The sequence below is a fragment of the Lentibacillus salicampi genome (assembly GCF_004565465.1).
In the GTDB taxonomy this organism is placed as follows: Bacteria; Bacillota; Bacilli; order Bacillales; family Amphibacillaceae; genus Lentibacillus; species Lentibacillus salicampi.
Genome location: NZ_SRHY01000023.1, coordinates 1 through 25,269 on the forward strand (window position 1 = coordinate 1; position 25,269 = coordinate 25,269).

Annotated in this window: 19 protein-coding genes and 2 pseudogenes; 6 read left to right on the top strand and 15 right to left on the bottom strand. The window is 42.4% G+C overall.

All coding sequences use genetic code 11. From position 1 onward, the window contains the following. Positions 1 to 115: 115 nt before the first annotated feature. The 5 genes from E4U82_RS12465 to ltaS all read right to left on the bottom strand — a co-directional run bounded on the left by E4U82_RS12465 (position 116) and on the right by ltaS (position 7,142). Positions 116 to 1,270, bottom strand: coding sequence for a BlaR1 family beta-lactam sensor/signal transducer (locus E4U82_RS12465; protein ID WP_245183577.1), 1,155 nt, complete (start codon positions 1,268 to 1,270; stop codon positions 116 to 118). Between the two features lie 143 nt (positions 1,271 to 1,413). Continuing rightward, complete coding sequence (gene bla, locus E4U82_RS12470) at positions 1,414 to 2,343, bottom strand: class A beta-lactamase (RefSeq protein WP_135110516.1); 930 nt, start codon at positions 2,341 to 2,343, stop codon at positions 1,414 to 1,416. A 599-nt stretch (positions 2,344 to 2,942) separates the two neighbouring features. Continuing rightward, the gene (locus E4U82_RS12475; protein ID WP_209300570.1) at positions 2,943 to 3,302 is read right to left on the bottom strand and encodes a hypothetical protein; all 360 of its coding nucleotides are present in this window, start codon (positions 3,300 to 3,302) and stop codon (positions 2,943 to 2,945) included. 333 nt (positions 3,303 to 3,635) lie between these two features. Then, positions 3,636 to 4,646: a S66 family peptidase gene (locus tag E4U82_RS12485; RefSeq protein ID WP_245183579.1), complete on the bottom strand. Its 1,011-nt coding sequence runs from the start codon at positions 4,644 to 4,646 to the stop codon at positions 3,636 to 3,638. 516 nt (positions 4,647 to 5,162) lie between these two features. Further along, a complete protein-coding gene (gene ltaS / locus E4U82_RS12490; RefSeq protein ID WP_135110517.1) occupies positions 5,163 to 7,142 on the bottom strand; it encodes a lipoteichoic acid synthase in 1,980 nt (659 codons plus the stop codon). A 285-nt stretch (positions 7,143 to 7,427) separates the two neighbouring features. Between ltaS and E4U82_RS12495 the strand changes: the two genes are divergently transcribed. Together E4U82_RS12495 and E4U82_RS12500 are read left to right on the top strand one after the other, a co-directional pair. Beyond that, positions 7,428 to 7,796, top strand: coding sequence for a thiol-disulfide oxidoreductase DCC family protein (locus E4U82_RS12495; RefSeq protein ID WP_135110518.1), 369 nt, complete (start codon positions 7,428 to 7,430; stop codon positions 7,794 to 7,796). 208 nt (positions 7,797 to 8,004) lie between these two features. After that, entirely contained in the window at positions 8,005 to 9,153 is a 1,149-nt protein-coding gene (locus E4U82_RS12500) for an ArgE/DapE family deacylase (RefSeq protein WP_135110519.1), read from the top strand. Positions 9,154 to 9,691: 538 nt separating this feature from the next. On the opposite strand, the gene E4U82_RS12505 is transcribed toward E4U82_RS12500, so the two are convergent. Next, positions 9,692 to 10,303, bottom strand: a complete 612-nt coding sequence (locus tag E4U82_RS12505) for a trimeric intracellular cation channel family protein (protein ID WP_135110520.1) — start codon at positions 10,301 to 10,303, stop codon at positions 9,692 to 9,694. A gap of 129 nt (positions 10,304 to 10,432) precedes the next feature. Between E4U82_RS12505 and E4U82_RS12510 the strand changes: the two genes are divergently transcribed. Next, positions 10,433 to 11,584 (top strand): ArgE/DapE family deacylase, encoded by a 1,152-nt coding sequence (locus E4U82_RS12510; protein ID WP_135110521.1) that lies wholly within the window; start codon positions 10,433 to 10,435, stop codon positions 11,582 to 11,584. A 191-nt stretch (positions 11,585 to 11,775) separates the two neighbouring features. Here the strand turns inward: E4U82_RS12510 and E4U82_RS12515 are convergent, their stop codons facing one another. Then, positions 11,776 to 13,179, bottom strand: a complete 1,404-nt coding sequence (locus tag E4U82_RS12515; RefSeq protein ID WP_135110522.1) for an MDR family MFS transporter — start codon at positions 13,177 to 13,179, stop codon at positions 11,776 to 11,778. Between the two features lie 309 nt (positions 13,180 to 13,488). Between E4U82_RS12515 and E4U82_RS20325 the strand changes: the two are divergent. Both E4U82_RS20325 and E4U82_RS12525 read left to right on the top strand, forming a co-directional pair. Then, positions 13,489 to 13,740 (top strand): annotated as a pseudogene (locus tag E4U82_RS20325) (ATP-binding protein); the annotation flags it as partial. Positions 13,741 to 13,875: 135 nt separating this feature from the next. Further along, positions 13,876 to 14,181 (top strand): annotated as a pseudogene (locus E4U82_RS12525) (bacitracin ABC transporter ATP-binding protein); the annotation flags it as partial. An 885-nt stretch (positions 14,182 to 15,066) separates the two neighbouring features. Here E4U82_RS12525 and E4U82_RS12530 read toward each other — a convergent pair. The 6 genes from E4U82_RS12530 to glmS all read right to left on the bottom strand — a co-directional run bounded on the left by E4U82_RS12530 (position 15,067) and on the right by glmS (position 21,096). Further along, entirely contained in the window at positions 15,067 to 15,615 is a 549-nt protein-coding gene (locus tag E4U82_RS12530; protein WP_135110523.1) for a VanZ family protein, read from the bottom strand. A gap of 60 nt (positions 15,616 to 15,675) precedes the next feature. Next, the gene (locus E4U82_RS12535; RefSeq protein WP_135110524.1) at positions 15,676 to 16,599 is read right to left on the bottom strand and encodes a D-alanyl-D-alanine carboxypeptidase family protein; all 924 of its coding nucleotides are present in this window, start codon (positions 16,597 to 16,599) and stop codon (positions 15,676 to 15,678) included. Between the two features lie 126 nt (positions 16,600 to 16,725). After that, a complete protein-coding gene (locus E4U82_RS12540; protein ID WP_135110525.1) occupies positions 16,726 to 17,826 on the bottom strand; it encodes a sensor histidine kinase in 1,101 nt (366 codons plus the stop codon). Then, complete coding sequence (locus E4U82_RS12545; RefSeq protein WP_135110526.1) at positions 17,816 to 18,505, bottom strand: response regulator transcription factor; 690 nt, start codon at positions 18,503 to 18,505, stop codon at positions 17,816 to 17,818. The genes E4U82_RS12540 and E4U82_RS12545 overlap by 11 nt, the downstream gene beginning before the upstream one ends. A gap of 431 nt (positions 18,506 to 18,936) precedes the next feature. Further along, on the bottom strand, positions 18,937 to 19,149 hold the full coding sequence (locus tag E4U82_RS12550; protein ID WP_135110527.1) for a hypothetical protein: 213 nt from the start codon (positions 19,147 to 19,149) through the stop codon (positions 18,937 to 18,939). Positions 19,150 to 19,293: 144 nt separating this feature from the next. Beyond that, complete coding sequence (glmS, locus tag E4U82_RS12555) at positions 19,294 to 21,096, bottom strand: glutamine--fructose-6-phosphate transaminase (isomerizing) (RefSeq protein WP_135110528.1); 1,803 nt, start codon at positions 21,094 to 21,096, stop codon at positions 19,294 to 19,296. 703 nt (positions 21,097 to 21,799) lie between these two features. On the opposite strand from glmS, the gene E4U82_RS12560 reads away from it, so the two are divergent. Further along, positions 21,800 to 22,360, top strand: a complete 561-nt coding sequence (locus tag E4U82_RS12560; RefSeq protein ID WP_135110529.1) for a tetratricopeptide repeat protein — start codon at positions 21,800 to 21,802, stop codon at positions 22,358 to 22,360. A 358-nt stretch (positions 22,361 to 22,718) separates the two neighbouring features. Here the strand turns inward: E4U82_RS12560 and E4U82_RS12565 are convergent, their stop codons facing one another. Beyond that, positions 22,719 to 24,509, bottom strand: a complete 1,791-nt coding sequence (locus tag E4U82_RS12565) for a S9 family peptidase (RefSeq protein WP_135110530.1) — start codon at positions 24,507 to 24,509, stop codon at positions 22,719 to 22,721. Positions 24,510 to 24,588: 79 nt separating this feature from the next. After that, the gene (locus tag E4U82_RS12570) at positions 24,589 to 25,269 is read right to left on the bottom strand and encodes an ABC transporter ATP-binding protein (protein WP_135110531.1); all 681 of its coding nucleotides are present in this window, start codon (positions 25,267 to 25,269) and stop codon (positions 24,589 to 24,591) included.

The following is a 25,269-nucleotide window of genomic DNA, read 5'->3' on the forward strand; positions in this document are numbered from 1 at the left end:
AATGATAGAAAAGTGGGTTTGCGACTATTGTTCAATAGGAAAAATTGCAATTGAACCTAAAAAACAGAACTGAAAAGATGTTCTGTTTTTTTCTGGCTCAACTGCAATTCTTTCCTTAATTATTATAGATATTGTATTGTTCCTCCTGCAAATCGTAAAGTACAAAGCTACCTTCATATCCACTGAAAAATGCGCTTAAATCCTCATACATTGTATGATTACTGTCGAAATCAATCCTGTCATCACCATAAGGCATTGCAGAAACAATTGGTATCTGACTCACGACAACCCCGACAAGAAATATAAAAATCAGGATGCTTTTCAGTTTTAGCAGCTTTGTTTCAGATCTAAAGGCTGCAATACGTTCAATCCGTTTTTTTAATTGTTTTTTTGAACTAGCGATTTGGTTAACCATTGAGAAATGCCTTGGAAGATAGGATTTATCCGCAAACATAATAATCGTGTTTCCGTATGCTGCATGCTGGTATTGATCCAATGTATTTAGGACAGCACTGTCACACGCGATTTCTCGGTCCAACCGCATTTCCCTGAACGCCATCCAGATCAATGGATTAAACCAGTATAAAATCTGGAATAAGACGATCAGATAATTTGTGGCAATGTCTTTATATTTATAGTGATGTAATTCATGCAGCAAAATGTATTTTATTTCATCCATGGACAGCCACGTTTCAGCATGACTCGGCAAGACTATATAGGTTTTAAATATCCCGAACGTCAATGGTGATTTGATCAGTGGCGATTCTCCCAACACCAGTGGTCGTGATACATTCAGCAGTTGTTTGCACTGTTCGAATAATGATAGAACCTCGCTATTCGTGAGCAGGATTATGGACTTTTTGATTTGTCGCAGTTTTATCCATGCGTGAATGGAGAGAGCAATCATCACGAGCATGCCTGCAATCCATATGATGGTTAAAACGTGATTCAAAAATGTCAAATCAATTCGGTTAACGGATGTTGAAAAATCGTGCATCCAATTTCCATTTTCCCATGATCTAGGGTTTTCGGTTGTGGTAACGGATGGTAACGGATTACTGTTTTGGTTCCCGTTCCACGTGAACTTATCTCCGAAGTTCAATAATTGGGTTGGAATATAAGGTAATAGTAAAGCGATTAGTAACAGGAACCAGAGATTATATTTCCATTTGGATGACAATTGGTTCTTAAAAATCTTTCGGATCAGCATGATAACGATGATCATGATAGAAGATATGAATATACTAACAGCCAGATGGAGGACAGACATTTCTTTATCTCCTTAATCGCGAAGCTATTTCTCAAAGTACCTTTATTTTACCACTCGCGTCCATTTTGTCGCCATGGAAAGAAATGCAAAAAAAGAAGGGTCACACATGCCGTCCCTGACTGACATGTGTGATCCGGATTTTCTTATTTAAAAGCGTTCAGTGTGATTTCGGCAGCCTTTGCAATCAGTGAATCATCATATTCGGCATCCTCTGTATCGTGCCGGGACATAATTGCAATGACGATTGGTTCTTTTTTCGGGGGCCATACAATGGCAATGTCATTTCTTGTTCCGTAGGTTCCGGCTCCGCTTTTATCAACAACTGTCCACTTTTCAGGTGCGCCTGCACGTATTAATGGATCTCCTGATTCATTGCCTGTCATCCAGTCGATAAGCAATTCACGCTTATCATCTGGCAGAAAGTCACTAAGGGCGATCTTCTTCAGATTGGTGGCCATAGCTCTCGGTGTGCTTGTATCACGATTATTCCCCGGTGTGAATTCATTCAATTCGGTTTCGTATCGTTCAGGATGGGTAACGTCATCGCCAATGTCACGTAAGGCTTGCTCAAATTTATCAGGACCTCCAATCGCCTCAAGTAGAAGATTCCCCGCAGTGTTGTCACTTTTCCGGATGGCTGCTTCACTTATTTCCAACAGCGTCAATCCGGTATCCACATGTTTTTCAGTAACCGGAGAATAAGTAACCAAATCATTATTGGTGTACGTAACGACTTTTTCAAGATCTTCTATGTTGTTTTGCTTAAGCAAGATTGATGCAGCCAAAGGTTTGAAGGTGGATGAATAGGCAAAACGTTCATTCGGTCGGTATTCGATGGTTTGACTCGTCCCTGTATCCATTGCATAGACACCGAGTTGGGCATCAAACTCATTTTCAAGCTGTAGAAACTTTTCATCCTTATTGATCGTTTGCTTTGATTCATTCTCCTTGTCGGATGATGTATCTGTCTTATTATCTGCATTTCCGCATGCGGTAAGTATTGTTAGTAACAGCAGCGTTATGGACAGTGTAAACAGGTGCATACCGATTTTGTATGGGCTTGTTTTTCTCATATTGGTACCTTCTCTCTATTAGATTGAATTGCTCATATTTGTTACTCCATTTACCAACCGTTATTTGAAAGCATTTTAAACCTCCTTATTAACTCCACGACTACAACTGTAGTCCAATACTACAGTTGTAGTCTATAAATGTCAAGCCAAAATTTAAAAGTAGTTTGACACAATCTTGAAGTGTTTTTCTGTGAAAGTGGAGAATGATGTGTGTAAGTATGTCATAATGGAATAGGAAAAGGTATCGATTACAAAGATGAGGGCGGGTGGGGATTATGGAAACATACTTCCAAAAAATAACAGAGGGTTTGTACGGGTTTTTACCTTGGGATGAGTCCCTGCCCATCTGATGGTAGCCAAGTTACTGTTAAAGAAGTCTTGAGAGTTAAGCAAACGGGCGCGATTGTGGAGGAGGAAAAATAAATTATAACATTTATAACGATTTAAAAACGCTCAGATATATTCTGAGCGTTTTTGTTTGCTATTTATATTGTTAATTTACAAGTGAAAAGAATACCAGTTAATGTGGTTTCACTTTGGTATTAGCTTTATTCTCTCTTGGAACTGAACCCGTTACGTCTTCAGTGGAGGCTTTTTCATTAATTATTTTCGTCCTCTTCTTCAGACTTTCCATACTGGTAATCACCCGGGTCAACTGGCTCCCAGTCCTCATTAGGTTCATAGAAACGCAGCAGGTCACCATTCAGCACTTCATCATTCAGACTAAGTTCGTAATGGACCTGTTCCTTCCGTTCCTTCATTTTGTCCGTCGGTTCTTCCATGACTTCCCCTGTATCATTATCATAAAATTTCCCTTTGACATAACTGTAGTCCTCCGTCATGAAGCCACCGTCACGGAAAGCCACATGATTCTGATTTATATCTATTCGTGTCAGCTGTTCATATTCCCTTAAATCCGGCAATTTTGGCCCAATAGTATGCAGGGAATTTATAATCAAAGTTTATTCTACACCTGAAACGCCATTTTGTTAAGATCTAATTTTATGGGAATTTAAACTAAGGTCTTTTATACTGGATTACACATTCCTTTTTACAAAAATTTAACTATAAAGCAGGTAAAAAAATCCTGTAAAAGAAAAAATGCGGGGTGGAAAAAATTAAATAAATAAACATATTGTATTTTTCGATGCTGGAATGACCATTATGCCATACAGTGAAGGCGGTACTGAAAAGACTGGAATGACGCCATTCTTTGGTACCCTGTCCATGAAGTAAGTGATTCAATTAAAGAGCAGGTTAACCCCTATAAAAATATGTATGAAAAATGCCTGTCACACGACACCATTTTCTAAAATTGAAAACGTTTTTCTGCTGCAATTAATCTCTGCCATCACGCCATATGGCAATACTATTTTTGGCTTCGTATGACCGAAATTCAAGTTGTAAAGAACCGGTAAGTCTTCCAAATGGTTTTCTTTCATCACCTGCTGAATGACTTCTTTATACGCTTCATAATACGCCTCGTTCTCCGGTTTGCCAAAAATCATACCATTTGCTTTTTGCAGAATACCCTGGACAGCATAGTTGCGCAGCCAGGATTGAATGAGCTCAGGATCCAGATCATCCCCCGCTATTTCAAAGAATAGAATGCTGTCTTCCCAGTATCCAGGTTCAGGCCAAATATTTGTACCTTTTGCGGTCTCCAGCACATTGAGACACCCACCCATCAATCTGCCCTGCACAACGTCCGAACCTTGAAGTAATTCATAGCCGGCATTCGGCTGCATCCTGTATCGCTCGTTCTTATCCCGCTCATCCCATTCCAGAATATCACCTGCCCATTCGTTGGACGGACGAATCTCACCAATCGTTTCATTCAAAAAGAGCGCACGCTTCACCATATCAATCGTATAAGCATCCATCTCAACGTTTTCGGCAAAATCCGTCAAAATGTTCGGCCCATAATAAGAGGAAATCCCCGTCCTATGACAAATCAAATGAAGGATCGTTATGTCGGAATAACCCATGAATATTTTCGGGTTTTCACGTATAACCTTGAAATCGATGTATCGCAGTAATTGAATAGCATCTTTGCCGCCAACATTTGCAATAATCCCTTTAATACTTGGATCCTTAAATGCTGTCATCAAATCCTCTGCACGTGCTTGTGGATTTTTATAAAGATAATCGGTTCCCTGCAAGCTATTCGGCATCGGAACGGCCTCAAGACCAAAAACCGATCTCAATCGCTCGATACCTTGTTCATAGCGCCACCTCGCAAGCGAATCTCCAGCCTCTCCCGAAGAAGGACTTACGGTTGCAACTTTATCACCTGGCTGTATTTATTTGGTTTTGTTAACAATTGCATCCACCTTTCCGTACATATCTGAAATTCACCTGCAACCTTATATTATCATAACTCCCAGGATGCTGGCTCTTTATGCATCCAGCGTTCCCGGAATGTATAACGAGAAAACACCGTAGAGTATGAGGAGGATTTCCACCCTCCGGCCTCTCCTCAAACCGGACGTGCAGCTTTCCAGCATCCGGCTTTCACTTTGTCCTTGAATTTTCAGACCCTTTCGTTTGGAAGTACCATATATTCCTTCCAAAAGTCAAAGCCCAGGGCGGGTCACCCAACACCGCCGCCAGCTCCGGTTCACATATTGTTCCGTGCTGGACTTTGCCTGCAGACCTTTAAAATTCCCCTTCACAAAGGAACCTCCGTCAATCCTGCCCCTCAGCGCGAGAACCTTGCTTCGGTTGCGACACTTAAAAGGAAAAAATGATCGTGTGGATTTGAACCACCTGGATGTACCACAGTGGAGCACACAGAAAACCTCCACGTGGAGTGGAGGTTATGATTCATGATCCTTATTCTCATTATCTTCATCTTCATTGGTTTTTCCATACTGATAGTCGCTGGGATCAATAGGTTCCCAGTTCTTATTAGGCTCATGGAACCGAAGCAAGTCGCCATGAAGCACTTGATCATTTAGACTCAATTCATAATGAACCTGTTCCTTGCGTTCCTTCATCTTTGCCGTCGGTTCTTCAATGACTTCGCCTGTCTCATTATCATAGAAGTTACCTTCAACATAGCTGTAATCCTTTGTCATAAAGCTGCCGTTCCGGAACGGCACAAAGCCCTTATGCCCCTCGGAAAACATATCAGTACCAAATTGAATATAATCTTTGGCGTTGATTCCCAACAAATGTAGCAGCGTTGGCATGACATCAGCCTGACCGGAAAATTCATGATTGATACCTTGGCCTTCCATACCTGGCACGCGAATCATATACGGAACGCGCTGTAAATTGGCATCTTCCAGTGGTGTGATTTCCTCACCCATGATGTCACCCATGGCTTTATTATGGTTTTCCGAAATGCCATAGTGGTCACCGTAAATCATGATGACCGAATCCTCATACAAGCCCTTTTCCTTCAGGTCATCGAAAAATTGCTTCAGCGCCTCATCCAGATAGCGGGCAGTCTGGAAATAGCGGTCTACAGTGCCATCGCCGGTATTGGCAGGTTCAATTGATTCTTCTCCTTCATCCAATACAAACGGATAATGGTGCGTCAATGTCATCATATGCGCATAGAACGGTCCATCATTTTTGTCCAAATCCTCAAGCAATGGCATCGACTGCTCAAGGAATGGCTTATCCTTCAAACCATAGTTGATGACTTTATCCTCGCTCATGTCGTAATACTCGTCATCATAAAACTTATCTATACCTAATTGCTTATAAATATTATCCCGATTCCAGAATGAGCCCTCATCGCCATGGAACACGGCACTTGTATAGTCCTGTCTCTGACCGATAATGCCCGGTAGTGCCTGATACGTATTCGCTCCTTTCGTGACGAATGCTGCCCCTTGAGGCGTGCCGTACAATGAATTATCCATCAGCAATTCTCCATCGGCGGTTTTTCCTTGCCCTGTCTGATGGAAGAAGTTATCAAAGTACGTAAAATCCTGGCTCTCATCATGAACAAGTGAATTCAAGAATGGCGTTACTTCTTTTCCGTGCAATTTATAATCAATCAAAAATGACTGGAAAGACTCCAAATGAATTTTGATAATGTTTTTGCCTTCTGCCTTGCCAAAATACTCAGGGTTCGGCTCAGCATATTTTTTGTCGGTATAGCTTTCCACTTCCATTATATCTTCACTTGAAGCCATCGAACGCTTGGCGCTCACTTCAACGGCCTGCACGGTATTCAGCGCGGCAAAATTGGGCAAACCAAGATATTTGACAATATAATTGTTGTCAAAAACGCGCTCCAGCAGCTGCGGACGGTCAATCTGGGCCAACCCTAGATTAACACCAAACACGAGTATACCGGCTACCATTACAGATGCAGGTTTTTTAAATTTAAAGCATGCCGGGGACCAGCTGGCCTTCCGTTTGAAGTACAGAACAGTCAGGATAACAAGGTCCAGGGCATACAAGAAATCATGCCCTTCAGCTAATCCAAAAAAGCTTTTTCCGATACTGCCGGCATTGTCAGTTTGCATCAGTGTCTGAACGGTAATGAAGCTATTAAACTCCCGGTAAAAAATAACGTTAGCGTACATAAACAACGTCAATAAAGAATCAATAATCAGTAGCGTAATGCCGAAACGCTTCCCTTTGAAAAATAATGCCAAACCAAGCAAAATCAATCCCGAACTCAAAGGATTGATGAACAGCAAAAAGTGCTGCATCAGATTACTGACTCCTAAATCAAATTCTGATATATATATAATATACGTTTTCATCCAAAAAAGGATTAATGCTAACAGGAAAAATCCCATTTTAGCAGATTTTAAGTTTTTTAGTTTTTCCATTTTTATCACTCCATGTTTCTTCCATTGGTGATGATTTTTTTACTCGCATCCGTTGTTCGTATTTCTTTTAATTCAGAGAGGATAAGTTTAACCCTGTCATGAACAGGGAATTATTAATCGACGTCTATTCTACACCTGTTATGCCATTTTGTTAAGACCCAATTTAATGGTAAATTTAAACTAAGTTCATTTATACGTGTTTTACATACCCTTTATGCAGAATTTTAAACCATAAAGCGGTTTAAAATAGATAAAAAGATCGTTTATAGTAAGGAGAAAGAACACATGAATAAACATATTGTATTTTTCGATGCCGAATGCCCTTTATGCCGCACAGTAAAGCTGGTACTGAAGAAACTGGACTGGAGGAATGCTATTTTATGGTATCCTGTCCAGGAGGTCAATGAATCGATAAAAGAGAGAGTTAATGGCTATAAAAATATGTACGATGAGATCTATATGTATACAAACGAGAAACAGATGCTGACAGGATTTTATACAGTGCGCAGAATCCTTGCTTCACTTCCTGTCACCACCCCGCTTGCACTATTACTTTATCTTCCATTTGCCGAAAACATTGGAGAACCGGCGTATCGATTTATTTCAATACGCCGGTATAAGTGGTTTGGAAGAGTGCCGTATAATAAATCATGAAACGACACCTGGAGGCAATTTTTTGTGACCGGACAAGCTGGACTCCTATCATTTCAAGCTGATGGTCCCACGCAAAAGCCTCTGAAATTACTGTTCATGGCTTCCACACTTCAACGATTACAATAAGATAGTTTGGTGGTTGGTAAATGAATATGACACATGTGTTAATATGGAAAAAAGGCATATACTACTTTTGAGGTGATAACATATGAACCAGGAAGAAGCCACATCATTTTTACAAGACATCATTCAAATCAAAAGTGTCAATCCTCCAGGAAACGAAACAGAAGTTGCTCAAAAGCTAAAAACCCTCTTTGATAAACATGGTATCGAGACTGAATTGGTTGAATACGACGAAAACCGGACCAATTTAATTGCGCATTTAAAAGGTAAAGAAGACGGCCCTGTCCTCGGACTCACCGGACATATGGACGTTGTTCCGACGGGAGAAATTGAATGGCAACATGATCCTTTTGGAGCCGAAGAAGAGGACGGTAAAATCTATGGGCGCGGAGCCTGTGACATGAAAAGCGGCCTCGTTGCCTGTGCGCTGGCGATGGTATCGCTAAAAGAAGAAGGCCTTCCCGAAAAAGGTGAGATCACCCTGTTAGCGACAGTTGGTGAAGAAGCTGGGGCTGTTGGTTCGAAACAGCTGACAGAAAAAGGCTATGCAGATGCGTTGGATGCTCTGATTATCGCAGAACCTACAAGAAATGAAATTAAGATCGCCCATAAAGGAGCACTTTGGCCACAAATCATTGCTTACGGCAAAACGGCTCATGGATCAATGCCCGAGGTGGGTGTAAACGCCATTGTTCATATGAATGAAATTACCCATGCAATTTTAGGCGAAAAATTTGAATTACAATACGAAGAAGATGAGCTATTAGGAGCACCGACCTACAGCATCGATGTTATTAAAGGCGGCTCCAACACAAATGTCGTCCCTGACCAATGTTTTATCAATATGGACATGCGGACCGTCCCTTCTCAGGATCACAGCCAAATTATCCAGCAACTGGAACAGGTGATCGAAACCGTTAAGACGACATACCCGGATCTTCATGCTGAAATCCGCATCCTGAACGATCAGTCACCTGTCAAAACGTCTGCTGAAGATTCCTTTGTTAAACTTGTACAACGTGTCGTGAATGTAGATGGATCGGCAGAACTTGGAGGAATAACGGCCTACTCGGACGGTTCTCAATTTATACATGCTAAGAACGAATTCCCCATAGTTGTATTAGGACCCGGGGAAACATCAACCGCCCATCAGCCTGATGAGTACGTTGAAATCGATAAATACCTGGACAGTATTAACCTTTATAAGGCAATTGCCACGAAATTTTTGGCATGATCTTTTATAGTTACAGTTAGCTGCCTGCTAGTGGTTTATTTAGATAAAGATATTGGGACAAAAGTATAGCATCTAAGAAAAGCGCGGGGCGCCCGTTTAGCAACGTACAAACTGGAGCACTTCGCAATGAGATAAAGGAAACATGCCCCTGCATCAGGGGTATGCCGACGTTGGCCGGCAAGGCCGTTCTTAGTCGGCCTTCCTTTATCAAGAAGAACCGATGTTGACTTATCGTAGTGGAGGAGTGTGAAGTTTGGGGCTGCGCTAAAGCTCGCCCCACCAAAAGATCTGCTATTGCTGGGCGCTGGCCGGCTAAGTTCGGCACGTCCTGTGCCAACGCCGGCACTAGTACGTCCTGTACGTCGAAGCTGGACATGGCTATTGCTGACAAAGAGCTTCATATAGCCGGAAATTTATACTTTCTTATCTTTTAAAATAAAAATCTGAACAGATTCTAAAATTTCTCTAAGGAATTTTACATCATTATCCGGATTGTTGCTTGATAAAAACACTTTTGTCCCGGCCCGATTTCGTTTTGTCATGATGATACGGAATGCCGGGGTAATCGCCATTTGAAACGGACCGAGCACATTCTTAATGTAACAATCATGACAAACAGCACACCTGCTGCCCACGGTCCCTGGACGAAACCGAGACCAATCATTAAACCGCCAAGTGTCGCCCAAAGCGCATAAATCTCTTTTCGGAATATCATTGGCTTACGTCCTGCAAACACATCCCGGATCATCCCCCCGCCACAGCCCGTCAAGGTCGCTGCAACAAGAACAGCACTTAACGGTGCATCAATTCCAACAGCACTCATTGCCCCTTGTATGGCAAATGAAGCTAACCCGATCGCATCAAAAAAGATGCCCCATTTATTCCAATATCGAATCCACCACCGGTCGGGAATTAAAAAGACAACAATAATCGTGATAAAGACAGCAACAACTAAATCCCCCTGTGTCCAGATCGGACCGGATTCAATCGGAATACCAATTAATAAATTGCGGATGGTGCTGCCTCCATAAGCTGTTGTAAACCCCAGAACCAGAACGCCAACGATATCAAAATCCTCTTCCATGGCAATAAGAGCACCACTAATCGCAAAAGCAATAGTCCCGATAATATTAAGAATTTCCCATGTCATCGCGCTTCTCTTCCTTTTTTTGTTTATTATAATTCTACGGCTGTCATTTATACAAATCTTGAAGGTTATACCACCTAATTTTTTGTTAACATGAAAAATAAAGGATAAACTAATGTGAGAGGTGATTACATGAACCAGGAACAAGCCACATCATTTTTACAAGACATCATTAAGATTAAAAGCGTCAATCCTCCAGGAAACGAAACAGAAGTTGCTCAAAAGCTAAAAACCCTCTTCGATGAACATGGTATCGAGACTGAATTGGTTGAATACGATGAAAACCGGGCCAATTTAATTGCGCATTTAAAAGGTAAAGAAGACGGCCCTGTCCTCGGACTCACCGGACATATGGACGTTGTTCCGACGGGAGAAATTGAATGGCAACATGATCCTTTTGGAGCCGAAGAAGAGGACGGTAAAATCTATGGGCGCGGAGCCTGTGACATGAAAAGCGGCCTTGTTGCCTGTGCGCTGGCAATGATTTCGCTGAAAGAAAAAGGCCTTCCGGAAAAAGGCGAGGTTACCTTGTTAGCGACAGTTGGTGAAGAGGCGGGAGCTGTTGGTGCCCATCAGCTGACGAAAAAAGGTTATGCTGAACAGCTGGATGCCCTGATCGTCGCGGAACCAACGCAAAATCACATCAAGATCGCCCACAAAGGAGCGTTATGGCCGCAAATTACGACATATGGTAAAACGGCTCATGGTTCAATGCCGGATATGGGAACGAATGCCGTGACGCATATGAATGAGATTATCCATAGGTTATCAGGAGACACATTTGAATTAAAATACAAGGAAGATGAAATGCTCGGTGGACCAACCTATAGCATTAACGTCATTGAAGGGGGCTCCAACACGAACGTTGTCCCGGACCAATGTTTCGTAAACATGGACATTCGGACGGTCCCTTCCCAGGATCACAAACAAATTATCAAACAAATCGAACAAGTGATACAGTCTGTAAAAGAAAAATACCCTGATCTTAAAACGGACATTCGGATACTGAACGACCAAACTTCTGTGAAGACTTCAAGTGAAGACCCTTTTGTTAAGTTGGTGCAAAACACCGTTGAATTCTTAGGCGGGACAACAACACTTGGCGGAATGACTGGCTATACAGATAGCTCACAATTCGCACACGCGGCCAAAACGTTCCCCATTATTGTATTGGGCCCCGGAGACACATCGGTTGCCCATCAGCCGGACGAATATGTTGAAGTCGCTGAATACTTCAATAGCATTCAGCTCTATGAGGAAATCGCAAAGAACTTTTTAACATAATTTCTTAACAGATAAAAGCTTGCTGATTGATTTCAATGTCCTGATTGTTCCCAAATTTCCCTGGTATAGCATCAGCATATATTGATACGCACCATCCGTTTTTTCAGTTCACGCAGGATAAAGCATACTCCTGTCTCTGTCACCATCTTATTCTAATCGAGTAAAATTTTCTCACCGGTTTTTACACACGCTCATTCGCCTGCTTCTTCTGGAGGATGGGCTTTCTTTATAAAAAAGGCCAAAATGACGCCGACAACGGAAAGCACGGTGATGACGATAAAGGCAACATTCACGCCATGTATCATTGGATTTAAAATGGTTGAATCCTGCTTCGCCCCTTCTCCCGTCATGGTCATGATCGTCACCAGAATTGCAGTCCCAATCGAAGCAGAGACCTGGCGCAACGTGTTATTCATCGCTGTCCCATGCGCGATTAACTTTCGAGGTAATTGATTCAATCCAGCCGTGGTCACGGGCATCATGACCATGGACAATCCAAACATCCGGATCGCGTAATAGATAATGAGATAAGCAAATGAAGTAGAATCTGTCAGGGTTGCAAATGGCACTGTCGTGAGCGCCATGATGCTTAACCCCGTAACCGCCAACCATTTGGCGCCAATCTTATCAAAAATACGTCCAGTAACCGGAGACATCAACCCCATGACCAGCGCCCCGGGTAAAATGGCCAACCCGGACTCCATCGCCGTAAATTCCCGCATATTTTGCATATAAAGCGGGAGCAACGTTTCGATTCCGATCAGCCCCATAAATGCAAGCATTCCAATGCCTGTCGTCAGTGTGAAAATAGAATATTTAAATACCCTGAATTCCAGCATCGGATGGGAAAGTCGGAGTTGTCTTATAATAAACACAATCAAAGCAAACACACCTATGGTTAAGGTAAGAATAGTTATAATATTTCCCCAACCAAAGTTTCCTGCACTGGTAAAGCCATAAAGCAATCCTCCAAAACCAAACGAAGATAGAATAATAGATGGAATATCGACTTTCGGACGGGTCAGCTCTGTAACATTTTGCATGGCGCGTGTTGCAATGCCAATAAGCAAAAGGGCAATAGGTAAAATGACAAAGAACATGACACGCCAGGAATACGCATTGATCAGCCAACCGGAGACTGTAGGACCGATAGCCGGAGCAAATTGAATAACCAGGCCCACCAGCCCCATCGCCGCACCACGCTTATGAACCGGATATATTAATAAAAAGACCGTTTGCATCAACGGCATCATCATCCCGGCACCGCCTGACTGAATAATCCGGCCAAATAAAAGAACGCTAAAGTTCGGTGCAATCCCGGCAATCAATGTTCCTAAAGCAAAAATACTCATAGCCGAAATAAAGAGCTGACGCGTTGTAAAGCGTTCAATTAAAAAGGCTGTGACGGGAATCATCACGCCATTGACAAGCATAAACACAGTTGTTAACCACTGGGCTGTATTGGCACTAACATGCATTTCGTTCATAATCGGCGGGATTGCTGTAATCATCGTCGTCTGATTTAAAATCGAAATAAATGCCCCGGCCAATAACAAGGCAACAATTGTATTTCTATTATAAACTTGGGATGTCATTCATACCCACCTCATTCTATCTTTAAAAAGAGACTTTTATTATGATGAGTACTAATCATAACCTGTTTCCTATCTATTTGAAAAGCATGAAGCACCATTTCCAATTTTTTATAAGTAAAGTGCTTCATGCCCTGATCACTACATACCCTGAACAATGCCTATTAGGCAAGTCCAAGGTTCTTTCTTATTGCTATATAAAATTTAATGCTACGCGTAAATGTTCGGCCGCATAAAAATCCTTCTAGTCTTTGTATATATCTCCAAGTCTATCTCCTTCCCTAATAAATTGCTGAATGTGAACAACAGCACACAACGCTCGCCATCGAGGATCACGGCAGAGGAATTGATGCCAAAGACTTGCCGCGTATTTTTAACCGCGGTTTCACCTCTACAACTGCCCACCAGGACACCGCCTCTTCTGGTATGGGGCTCTATTTGGTTAAAAATGCGATGAATCCATTACACATTGAGATCAGCGTCTAATCCAACGTCGGAGAAGGCACGACATTTACATTAACATTTCCCAACAAAAATCAATTTGTTGCGATTACTGACATGTGACAAGATTGTCACATGTCAGTATCATTTGTTCGGTAAATTGAAGGAAAAATGGATGGAATACGTTTATGATGGTGATAGTTCAAAGGAGTGAGGACATGATGTTACAAGCAATGAAAATTCATAAAAGCTTTGGAAACGTCGGCAGCGCGTGCGTTCATCCACGAATCGAGTATCATTTTTGCGGATGAGCCGACTGGGGCCCTTGACTCGAAATCCGCGTCTGATCTATTAAATAAATTGAACACGTTAAACAAAACACGGGAGGAAACAATTATGATGGTCACCCACGATCCGGTTGCTGCCAGTTATTCCGGGCGCGTGATTTTTATCAAGGACGGTCAAATGTATACACAACTTAACAAGGGTGACGAAACGCGGCAAACCTTTTTAAAAGACATCATGAAAACACAATATGTCCCTTATATGCGATGTTGGAGCTAATCCTTATTAGGGAAAAGTTAGCAATAGGTAAGCCTTTGAGATTATCTCCAGGTTTTCCCCGCACTCTACACTCAATCTAACGATATGTACTAGATGATAAGTTCCTCGTTAACTTCAGACAAGAGGAAAACTATCGCCCAAACAGAAAACGCTTGCCTGAAGCTCGCACTGTGTAAATCACACATTCCTACCCGATCGGCGCCATAAACGCTTGGAAAACCATTGTTCCATTCGCTGGACTTGGGGCTTTTCCTCCACTTCCATTACAGAAGATTCACAGGTCGTACCCCTACCTTCACAAGGATAAATACCTTTCAGCATATGCCTTATAGTACCGTTTCGGATGACAGTCCTTGTTTCAACGTCCCTTGCTTCCCAAATCCCTTACAACATAGCTATCCATACTGGACGTAGGTGCTTCCTTTAAGCCTGTGAGCTGGATACCGCCTTTGTTGTTCGGTATAGCGTGTTTCAGATGGCGCATTTTTACTCTACACCACTCACGCCATCGTTGGATGACCCATAAGGTTTCCTTATGGCCAAACTTTAGACCCGTACATTCGGAAGTTCGTCAGTTCCCTTTCGCGAAAACATTCTCACCTTATCCAGTTTTTCAGCCGTGCGGCATATCCGTTGGCATACCTTCTCTTGTGGAGTGACTTCAGCCTTCGTTCTGCCGAATCCACCTGTTCTTCAGACCCCATAACCTGTCAATCATGACGCATGCAGGAGTATTGACGGGAAGGTTCCGGGAAACATGGTTCCGTCATTCCCATCCTCCGTTGTAACGTTAGAATTTATTAAAATTCCCCGCATGTTCACGCTTCAAAGCGTTTATAGCGGAACTTGTCGCGCGCGCCCGTTTCCGGAAGATCCATTCGTCACTCATTTCTTATAATTTCTTTTCAAGAGACCCATGTAATTTGGCACTTTCTTTATTGTAAAGGTGGCTTTTAACGGAAAATAAATTAACTTGAAAACACCATATCCAAGTAGCCCCCCAAAGGTGTTTAGTACAAGATCATCCACATCAAAACTTCCGATAGAAAAAACGACTTGTAAACATTCCAAACATAAACTTAAACACAAGGATTGGGCTGACACGCCTATGAATGAAATTTCTTTGGCCTTAGATAATAAAGATATGAAAAATCCAAATGGAATAAATATTACAATATTACCAACTAAATTGATTATATGATGGATAGATGGAGTCAGAAAATAATTGGATATGGTTTTAAATAGAATAAAATTCCCTGATTGCAACTGACCCAAGATATAATTGGGATCTCCCAGATTTCTCTGAAGTCTTGACATGAGAAAAGTAATATCAATCGAATCGAATTTGAACAGAATGGTTATGAATAAAGCATACACATACAAGGCAAATAATGCGTGTACCATAATGCTGTTCATTAATTTCGTTCGTTTCATTCCACATCCCCACCATCTGCGACATAATTTTACCCGACCACATCAATGGACTTTCCCTTTCTATTCCGCCAACTGATCGAATCCATAATCAAACAATTCTTTAGTCTCTTCAAATCTTGCTAGTTTAGACTGCGTTCCCATCACAACTGAAATCAAGCGTTCGTTTGACTGTTTCGCAGTACCCGTAAAGACGTAACCTGCTTTTCCTGTGTATCCCGTCTTCAAACCGTCTACCCCTGGATATTCAAGTTCAGGGAAGCCCCTGTTCGGTAACATCAAGTTGGTACTATAATAACGATTTGGTTTCTTCCCATCCTGATTAAAAACCGCTACCGCCTTGTCGGAAACGTCAAGTACTTCCGGGTAGTTTCGGATTAGCTTTTGGGCGAGATGAGCCACATCCTTGGCTGACATCCGATTGCCCTCCGACGGGGATCCTGTTGGATAGAAATCACCCAGATCACTATTATTCAACCCTGTACTGTTCACAAAGCGGGTATGATCCAGTCCCATCGATTTGGCCGTTTCATTCATTTTTTCAACAAATTTCTTTTCTGTTCCGCCTATTTTTTCTGCCAGGGCAATCGTGGCCCCGTTGGCTGAATGAATCGCCATCGCTTGATAAAGCTCCTTTACCGTATACGATGTACCTTTTTGTAAAGGGACATTGGAAAAGTTGGGATTGTTTGAGATGGTATAAACTTCATCACTAATTGGAACTTTACTTTGCCAGGATAATTGGTTTTGATCAATCGACTGAAGAACCAAATATTCCACCATGATTTTCGTCATGCTGGCTACCGGAAGTTGCTGGTCGACATTTTTTTCATATAAAATCTCCCCGTTGTCAAAATCCATCAAAATCGCTGCAGTGGGCTCGGGAGGAAAAAGTTGATTCAGCTTATCTTTCAATAGTGTAGACTGACTTGCCCAAAGCGTTACAAATAAAATGGCAATCATCAACAGAATGGTCTTTACTTTCATATAACGTATTCTCCTTATCTATAATAACTGTCTATGTTTTATGATAAGGTTTGTTTTTCAAGTATCTTGAAAGAATTTCTTAAGAAAACCTAAAGAATGATTAAAACACCTTTTAAGAAACCAGTTTTATTTTAATGGAAGCGCCACACGAAAAATGGTCTTCATGTCCGCACTAGCTGCTTCAATACTCCCATTATGGCGTTCCACAATTCCTTTTGAAATAGCAAGTCCAAGTCCCGAACCTCCCGTGAAGGTGGATCGAGATTTTTCCACCCGATAGAAGCGATCAAAAAGGTGGGGCAAATCAGCCTGTGGGATAGGTATGCCATAGTTGATCACCTCGACAACGGCATTTGTTCCCTCCTTATAGGCTTTCAGATCAATACTTTTTCCTTCTTTTCCATATTTGATTCCGTTTGCGATTAGGTTTTCAAAAACCCGTGCCAGTTTATCCCCGTCCGCCAAAACTTTCAGGCCGCCCTCAGGAAATTGGGAATCGATCTCGACATCCATCTCTCTCAGTAAAGGAATAAATTGGGTTGTGCATTGTGTGAGAAGTTCGATCAAATCAATTTCGGAATAGTCCAGTCGGATCTCGCCAAAATTAACTCGCGTGTATTCGAACAAATCATTGACCATTCGCTCAAGCCTTTTGGATTTATCAAAGGCAACCGCGGTGTAATGGCGAAGCTCCACTTCGTCCTTGTAACGATCCTCATCAATTAATCTGAGATACCCAATAATCGAAGTCAATGGTGTTCGGAGGTCATGTGAGACATTCGTAATCAATTCGTTTTTGGCTTGAATTGCGTTCCGCTCCTCACTCAATGCCCGTTCCAACTGTTCGGATATCTGATTCATATACGCAGCCAGCTTCCCAAGTTCATCTTTTGAATAGACAGGGATCTTATAATCAAAATTTCCCTTTGCCATTTCTTTTGTACCTTGCGAAATTCGATCAAAGTTACGGAACCATCGTTTGCTTAATAGCAGATGATAGAGCATGAAAACCAGAAGAAATAAAATAGTTACAGTAAACAATACGGGAATCAAGTCCGGTCGGAAATTAATACGAAATAAAAGGATTTGCTTGTTTACCCATAGGGGGAGCAGGCCAAGATGATGCAAGACATAAAGGACACCAACAAAAAGGATGAGGGTGATAATCGACAGGATGCAGATGGATACAGTGTGCAACAATAATTTCTTTTGACTGTTATTCTTCAATTTTGTATCCAACCCCCCACACTGTTTTAATGATATTATAACCTAGCGTGCCCTCAAGTTTTTCCCGTAAATTGCTGATGTGTGCCATGACCGTATTGTTTGAAGCAAAATAGTTTTCCTTCCAGACCAACTTGAAAATCTCTTCCGCGGCGAAAACCCGCCCCCGGTGACTGGCAAGCAGATATAAAATATCAAATTCCTTTACCGTAAGAGAAATGGGGAAGCCTTTATGTGTTACATGGTGGGCTGTCTTATTGATTTGCAAGCCATCCAAATTCAAAACATCCTTTTCTGACGACTCCGCCGGGGCTTTGAAACGATAGGAGCGGCGAATCAACGATTTGATCCGGGCTACTAATTCCAACGGGTTAAAAGGTTTAATCATGTAGTCATCAGCCCCCGTCATCAGTCCCTTGATTTTGTCTATATCCTCTGTTTTAGCACTCAACATAATGACTGGGAGGGTATAGTCTTCCCTCAAATTTCGTAGAACTTCCATTCCGTCAATTCCGGGCATCATAATATCCAATACCACAAGATCAATTTCTTTTTGAAAGATTGTATCAATTGCTCCCTTCCCATTTTGGGCAGATGTGACCTGGAAACCTTCATTTTGTAAATAAATTGAGATTAACCGTACGATTTCCAAATCATCGTCCACGACTAATATATTTTGCAATCAATCTCACCTCTTTTGATGGTTAAAACTCGTTCAGTCAAGGATTATCTGATTGACATTTTACAGAAAAGGGCATTCGGAGCAAAGTTTTTTGTCCCAAAGTAAAATCCCGATAATTCCTTAACGTAAGGGATTGTCGGGATCTTATGGAAAAGCTGTCTTAGCATAACTATTACGTCAAAATGTTTGGGAGACCCATTATTCAATTAAGTGGCCCTTTTTTTCGAACAACCACCGTTCATAAATAAAGGTTTGTATATTTTGGATAACAGGCTTACTTATCCACGATCGTGCCAATTAGTTTAAGAACAGCTGCTATTGAATTTTTTAAAATCATTTTGTGTAAATATTTAATTATCTTTTCCAAATAACACTTTCTGAATCATATTTGCGTCTTTGAAGCAATTGGCACTCTCATAATTCCATGCCTTTCAACACAATATGGACAAAAACGAAAATAAGGATTTATCTTCTTCTGAAATTTTGACTTTCTTGACACTATCTTCGTAATAAATATCATCAGCGTAGAACTCCCTAACCACAGTTAACCACGGTTTGTAATGGGCTAACTCACCGCTTCCACGTCCTTCTTTGTAGTAACGTGCAATCTTATCCTCAGTCCATGGATTTTTTCGCTTGGCCATCTTACACCTCCGAAAAATGACATAAAAAAATGTGCCAAAAGTTACCTTTAGTATAACTCATGGCACGAATTTTTAAAACGACTTTATTGTAACTGAAACAACTTTATTGTCATGGAACAAACTGACTCTATACTAAATACATTCTTATTCCACCGTCACACTTTTGGCCAGATTCCGCGGCTTATCAACATCGCAGTCACGATGAAGTGCGGCGTAATAAGCTAAGAGTTGCATTGGCACAACACTGACGAGCGGTGTCAGCAGTTCATGCACATGCGGGACGACGAATGCATCAGTATCTTGCTCAAGGCCTTTCATGCTAAGGATCATGTCATTGGCACCGCGCGCAGCAACCTCCTGGACATTGCTGCGAATGGAGTAATTAACATTTTCCTGTGTCGCGAGTGCAATGACTGGGGTGCCTTCTTCAATCAGCGCAATTGTACCATGCTTCAATTCGCCGCCGGCAAAACCTTCTGCCTGAATGTAGGAGATTTCCTTCAGCTTAAGTGCTCCTTCAAGACAGACGAAATAATCACTGCTTCTACCAATGAAGAAGGCATTCCGTGTTGTTCCGAGATTGTCACGCACAAGCTCTTCTATCGTTTCTTTCTGATCCGTCAAGACTTCCATGGCATTCGCCACAATCGCAAGTTCCTGTAATGGATCAAAGTCCAACTTCATGCCTTTTGCCCGTGCAGTGTCAACTGCCAAAATAGCCAGGACGGCGATTTGTGCGGTATAGGCCTTCGTGGACGCAACAGCAATTTCCGGTCCTGCATGAAGGTGTAGTGTGAAATCTGCTTCACGAGAAAGGGTGGACCCGGGCACATTCGTAATGGTCAGTGCCTGGTGTCCCATTTCTTTGATTTTAACTAATACTGAACGACTGTCGGCTGTTTCGCCGCTTTGTGAAATAAACACAAATAACGGATTTTCCGACAATAGCGGCATGTTGTAGGAAAATTCACTGGCCACATGAACTTCCGCCGGTATACCAGCCATTTTTTCCAGGAACTGCTTGCCGACCAGACCAGCGTGATAGCTGGTACCCGCAGCAATGATATAAATACGGTCACAGGCTTTCATCGCATTGCGCACATCCTGATCCAGCTTGAGCCGATCGCGTTCATCCTGATACTCCTGGATAATCCGGCGCATCACAAATGGTTGTTCATCGATTTCTTTCAGCATAAAATGCGGATAAGTTCCTTTTTCCGTATCACTGACATCAATTTGTGCCGTAAATGGCTGGCGGTTCACGACAGTACCGCTCAATTTTTGTACCTCTACAAAATGACGGCTGACCAGAACGATTTCCTGATCAAAAATTTCCAGGTATTGATCTGTTTCTTTCAGTGTTGCCATAGCATCACTCGTGACGACATTGAAACCGTCACCCAAGCCGACGAGCAATGGGCTTTTATTTTTCGCAACATAGATCGTCTCATGGTCTTCTCTATCGATTAAGCCGATCGCATAGGAACCTCTTAATAGGCTTATCGTCTGACGGAATGCTTCAGCTGTGTCCTGATAACGTTCATAATTTGTTTCAACAAGCTGAACGATGACTTCCGTATCCGTTTCACTGCCAAAAGCGACGCCATCAAGATAATCCTCTTTAAGTTCCTGATAGTTTTCAATGACCCCATTATGAACAAGCGTAAATCGTCCGGATGCACTCTGATGCGGATGTGCATTATCCGCACTTGGAGCGCCGTGCGTCGCCCACCGTGTATGGCCGATCCCCATGGTCGCCAAACCAGTATCTTCCGTACGTTTTCGCAGTGCAGCAATCCGGCCTTTAACCTTAAATAGATTAATCGTTTCCTCATCCAATACCGCCATGCCTGCCGAGTCATAACCGCGGTATTCCAGTTTTGCCAACCCGTTCAGTAAAATATCTTTCGTATCTTTATATCCGATATACCCTACAATTCCGCACATCGCTGTTTCCTCCTTGAAATCAAGGGGCAACAAGCGGCCTAACGGAAAGACGAAGGGGTTCCTTCGACTTTCCGGAGATCAGATGCCAGGGTCTGATCAGCGTAAATTAACGAACCACGATTTACACCTGAATTCAGGCTCTGACCACCAACCTCTATAAAGGGGCGTCCTGCTGCCCCTTTCTCGTGATTGTTATTCGCATCATTACTATTTCCTTTGTACAGCAAGTCGCCTCACTGTTTTTAAGAAAAAGTATCACGACTGAGATGTGCAGCCGGGAGGTACCCGCCGAATAACTCGATAACCCCCACCTCGTCAACTATTTTCATTCACCGTTCGAAAAATAGTTCAGGCGCTTTGCTTACTCTATTTCTCTGCGCTCCTTCCCTTATTTGAATCCACCCCGTTAAATAACTGAGACTTTTTATATTCTACATGAGACAAGACGTATCGGTCAATCACTTTTTTGGAGGGTGGTGTTCATATGTTTATGCGAACACTTCATTTTTGTTCATGTCATCAGTAATCTCCTTAAAGTACAATGGACTCAGCTTTCGAATGGACCCCAAAGAAGCTGAAGATTTTGTTGTCGATACTGTCATTCATAAGTATGATTTTGATGCTATTGTTTATATCATTCGGGAACACACAACAGATTAACGTTTTGTGGTATACTTAGGGCAAAAAGCAGGGAGTTCTTTTCATGAACATTTCAGATATTCCGCATGACATGACCTTTAAATTTGGCCCGAAATTAAGGGAAATTCCTTTAAATAAAATGGACATGCTTTATGGTATGATGTATCTGCAAGAGCAGCTTCATAATAAGACGCTGAATCAGGATGAAAAAGGAAAATTACATGGCCTACTCGGGACCTATTTGCGTATTGTCGGCGAACTGGACGAAAGCAAGCGGCATCTTAACCAGGCCATCACCATTTTCCGTGAACTGGAGAGAAAGCAGAGCGTATTTATCAATCAACTGCGTCTTGCCAATACCTATCAATGGCATAATGATTTTGTCACATCAAATCAGATGTTTGATGAGCTGACAGAGCTTGCTGAAAACCATTCCGATTACATAGAATACCGCGACTTTGCTTATCAGCATCAAGGCAAAAATCTGTTTGATCAGAAAAAATACCGTGAAGCACTTGATTACTTTCAAAAAGCTCTGGAACTCCGAAAAGGCCATCGCAATCGTGAACTGATAGACTCCACTGAAGCAGCGATCGAGACATGCGAGAAAAAGCTGAAAAAATAACACTCCTCTACTACTACAATCGAAAGAAACATCAAAAAAGGGGCGTTTTGAAAAACTTTTTCGGATGCCCCTTTTTTGGGTCTAATTTCGATTATAGGGGTGAAGGAGTGGCAAATCCCTCTTGATAGACAAGCAATTACAGAAGAGGGAAGCGCTCATTTATGGCTGAACAATCAGGACCAAAGCCCATTAGCTAAATGTATCATAAGGGGTTTGCTTAGAACTTTCAGCTAGTTTGTTATAACCAATACTCATAATATTAAAATCGTTCGATCTTCTCATGCTATTAACTTTCTATTACGGATTCTGGCTCTAACGAGTATAATGACAGGTGAAGCCGTAATGATCTTACTTCCCTCTAACCTTGATGTTTTTCCAAAAAGTCCAGCATCCGTTTGTAAACGCTGATTTCATTTTCCTTTTTCGAAAAACCGTGACCTTCATCTTCCAGCACCAGATAGTCAATATCGCGACCTGCTTCCTGAAGTTTGGCAACGATATTATCCGATTCTTCTTTGACGACACGCGGGTCCTTAGCCCCCTGTATGACGAGCATCGGTTTTGTCATACCATCCAGATAAGTGACCGGGGAGTCTTTGGTAAAGCGTTCTTTATCACGTTCAGGATCACCAAGCCATCGATCCATTATTGGCTTCCAGTGCGGCGGAACTGAATTCACGAACGTAAACAAATCCGATGGACCGAAAAGATCGACACAGGCTTTGAAATATTCCGGATGGCGCCCATGCAAGAGCAGTGTCATATAGCCGCCATAGCTGCCCCCGACGAGAAACAGCTTGTCACGGTCTGTTATACCCTGCTCAAACAGCCATTCAATCCCGGCAACACAATCAAGGCGCGGCCCCTCTCCCCAATCCTGTTCGACCATTTTGACAAATGATGAGCCATAGCCTGTGCTGCCCCGGAAGTTGGGTGCAAAAATGGTATAACCACGGTTCAGCAAGCATTGGAACATTGACCGGAAGAATTTCCGCTCGGCAGCCTGTGGTCCGCCATGCGGCCAGAAGATCGTATAGCCGTTATCATGTTCCGGTTTCGCTCTGAACAGCAATGATTCCATCTCCATACCATCGAACGATTGATAGGAAACAACGTCCGGCTCCACCATCTCATCACTGCTTACGCCAAGAACACGGTTATTAGTCAATTGTATCCAGTTCTCGCCAAATTTCGATTGAAAGATATTGTGCGGAATTGTTGCGCTTCGTCCCAAAATATAAAGATTGCCTGCTTTCGTGACTTTGATTTGTTCGATCACATCCACCGGTGCCGACAATTTTACCAGCTTTTCCGTTTCCATCTCATACCGGTAAAGAATATCGGTCACGCCCTTTTCGGTCACGAGAAATAACGCATTTTTTTCTTTGTTGAATTTCAACTGCTCAATACTTTCATGTTCAATCGTCAACACCCGGGAAAAATTCAGGGTGTTCAGATCAAATTTTGCAACGTAATTATATTCACTTTCAAAATCCGTGATGAAATAAATCGTATTCGGACCGACAAAAACAGGATCAAACGTCACATGGACCTTGTTCGGTTCAGGCGTCAGATTGTATGTCTCGTCCCCCTTTTTGACAAAGCCGGTGACAAATGTATTGGCAAATGCCCGCAGGTACACAAATGCCTCTTCATTATCTGAAACAGCTGCCAGTTCGGTCGGCGATACTTCTCCGATATTGAGCAGGGTATCGGTATCATTCTCCAAATGGCGAACACGGGCGTTCATGAATGAGGGATTTTCCTCTGATGTCATGTAATAAATTCGTTCCCCATCATCACTCAAATCGGTAAAAAAATACTTATCCTCTGCATCGCCCGTCACAAGCGGCTTTGCCAGTCCACCATCATACGGAATCGCATAAATGTGATGGTTCTCATCACCATCCTGGTCAAACCCGGCCAATACATAACGGCCTTCCGGATCACATTTGATAAAGCTGCACGACTCATCCTGGTGGGCAAACAGGTATGGGTAGGTGTCCGGCAAATCCATTGCCCATAAGTTCATGTTACCGTCCAAGTTGGAACTAAAAATCAGCCGCCCTTCATCGGCACTGACATCAAAACCTGTCATGACATATGTACGGAAAAATTGCTCGACAGTTGGTTTCGGAAATGTAATCATTGGGCTCCCCCTCAAAAAATGTTTGAATTATTTTAGTTTAAATAATTATAACGCATTTGGAGGGGAAGTGACAGTTTTTTTAAGAACGAATTGTTTCTGTTTCCATCAACTGACCATCTTTTATCATGAATACTCGGTCACACAAATCAAGCACTCGCTCATCATGGGTGACCATGATACCGGCTTTTCCGCGTTCATGTATTTCTGATGCTATCAACTCGACAACTTCTCGGCCGCGTTTTGAATCGAGACTTGCTGTCGGTTCATCTGCCAAAATCAGGTCAGGCTCATTGACTAAGGCACGTGCAATAGCCACCCGTTGGCGCTCACCGCCGGACAGTTCATTCGGAAAGTGCCTTGTTCGATGTTCCAGTCCAAAGTGATTCAGCAAATTCGTTTCATAACCTGTACGTTTCTTGTTTTTCGCCATGACATTGATAATACGCAGCTGATCGGTTACATTCAAATAAGGAATGAGATTGGCTGTCTGGAATACAAATCCGATTTTATCCAGACGCAGCCTTGTTTTTGCTTTGTCACGAAGGCCTGCTATAGGGGTCCCGTCTATTTCAACGGATCCGCTGGTCGGCGACAACAGGGCACCCGCCGTTGACAAAAATGTGCTTTTCCCTGAACCAGATGGGCCAATGACTGCAACAAATTCACCACGGTTTACGTTAAGTGACGCATCATTAAGCGCTTTGAACGCATTTGGGCCATCTTTAAAGGTTTTTGATACATGTTTCATCCTCAAGGTCAT

What these genes read in the sequence shown, in the direction of transcription:
- E4U82_RS12560 (WP_135110529.1), top strand. Translation starts at nt 21,800, where the DNA reads ATGAACATTTCAGATATTCCGCATGACATGACCTTTAAATTTGGCCCG.
- E4U82_RS12515 (WP_135110522.1), bottom strand. Translation starts at nt 13,179, where the DNA reads ATGACATCCCAAGTTTATAATAGAAATACAATTGTTGCCTTGTTATTG.
- E4U82_RS12530 (WP_135110523.1), bottom strand. Translation starts at nt 15,615, where the DNA reads ATGAAACGAACGAAATTAATGAACAGCATTATGGTACACGCATTATTT.
- bla (WP_135110516.1), bottom strand. Translation starts at nt 2,343, where the DNA reads ATGAGAAAAACAAGCCCATACAAAATCGGTATGCACCTGTTTACACTG.
- glmS (WP_135110528.1), bottom strand. Translation starts at nt 21,096, where the DNA reads ATGTGCGGAATTGTAGGGTATATCGGATATAAAGATACGAAAGATATT.
- E4U82_RS12505 (WP_135110520.1), bottom strand. Translation starts at nt 10,303, where the DNA reads ATGACATGGGAAATTCTTAATATTATCGGGACTATTGCTTTTGCGATT.
- E4U82_RS12550 (WP_135110527.1), bottom strand. Translation starts at nt 19,149, where the DNA reads ATGGCCAAGCGAAAAAATCCATGGACTGAGGATAAGATTGCACGTTAC.
- E4U82_RS12500 (WP_135110519.1), top strand. Translation starts at nt 8,005, where the DNA reads ATGAACCAGGAAGAAGCCACATCATTTTTACAAGACATCATTCAAATC.
- E4U82_RS12510 (WP_135110521.1), top strand. Translation starts at nt 10,433, where the DNA reads ATGAACCAGGAACAAGCCACATCATTTTTACAAGACATCATTAAGATT.
- E4U82_RS12535 (WP_135110524.1), bottom strand. Translation starts at nt 16,599, where the DNA reads ATGAAAGTAAAGACCATTCTGTTGATGATTGCCATTTTATTTGTAACG.
- E4U82_RS12570 (WP_135110531.1), bottom strand. Translation starts at nt 25,269, where the DNA reads ATGACCTTGAGGATGAAACATGTATCAAAAACCTTTAAAGATGGCCCA.
- E4U82_RS12465 (WP_245183577.1), bottom strand. Translation starts at nt 1,270, where the DNA reads ATGTCTGTCCTCCATCTGGCTGTTAGTATATTCATATCTTCTATCATG.
- E4U82_RS12565 (WP_135110530.1), bottom strand. Translation starts at nt 24,509, where the DNA reads ATGATTACATTTCCGAAACCAACTGTCGAGCAATTTTTCCGTACATAT.
- ltaS (WP_135110517.1), bottom strand. Translation starts at nt 7,142, where the DNA reads ATGGAAAAACTAAAAAACTTAAAATCTGCTAAAATGGGATTTTTCCTG.
- E4U82_RS12495 (WP_135110518.1), top strand. Translation starts at nt 7,428, where the DNA reads ATGAATAAACATATTGTATTTTTCGATGCCGAATGCCCTTTATGCCGC.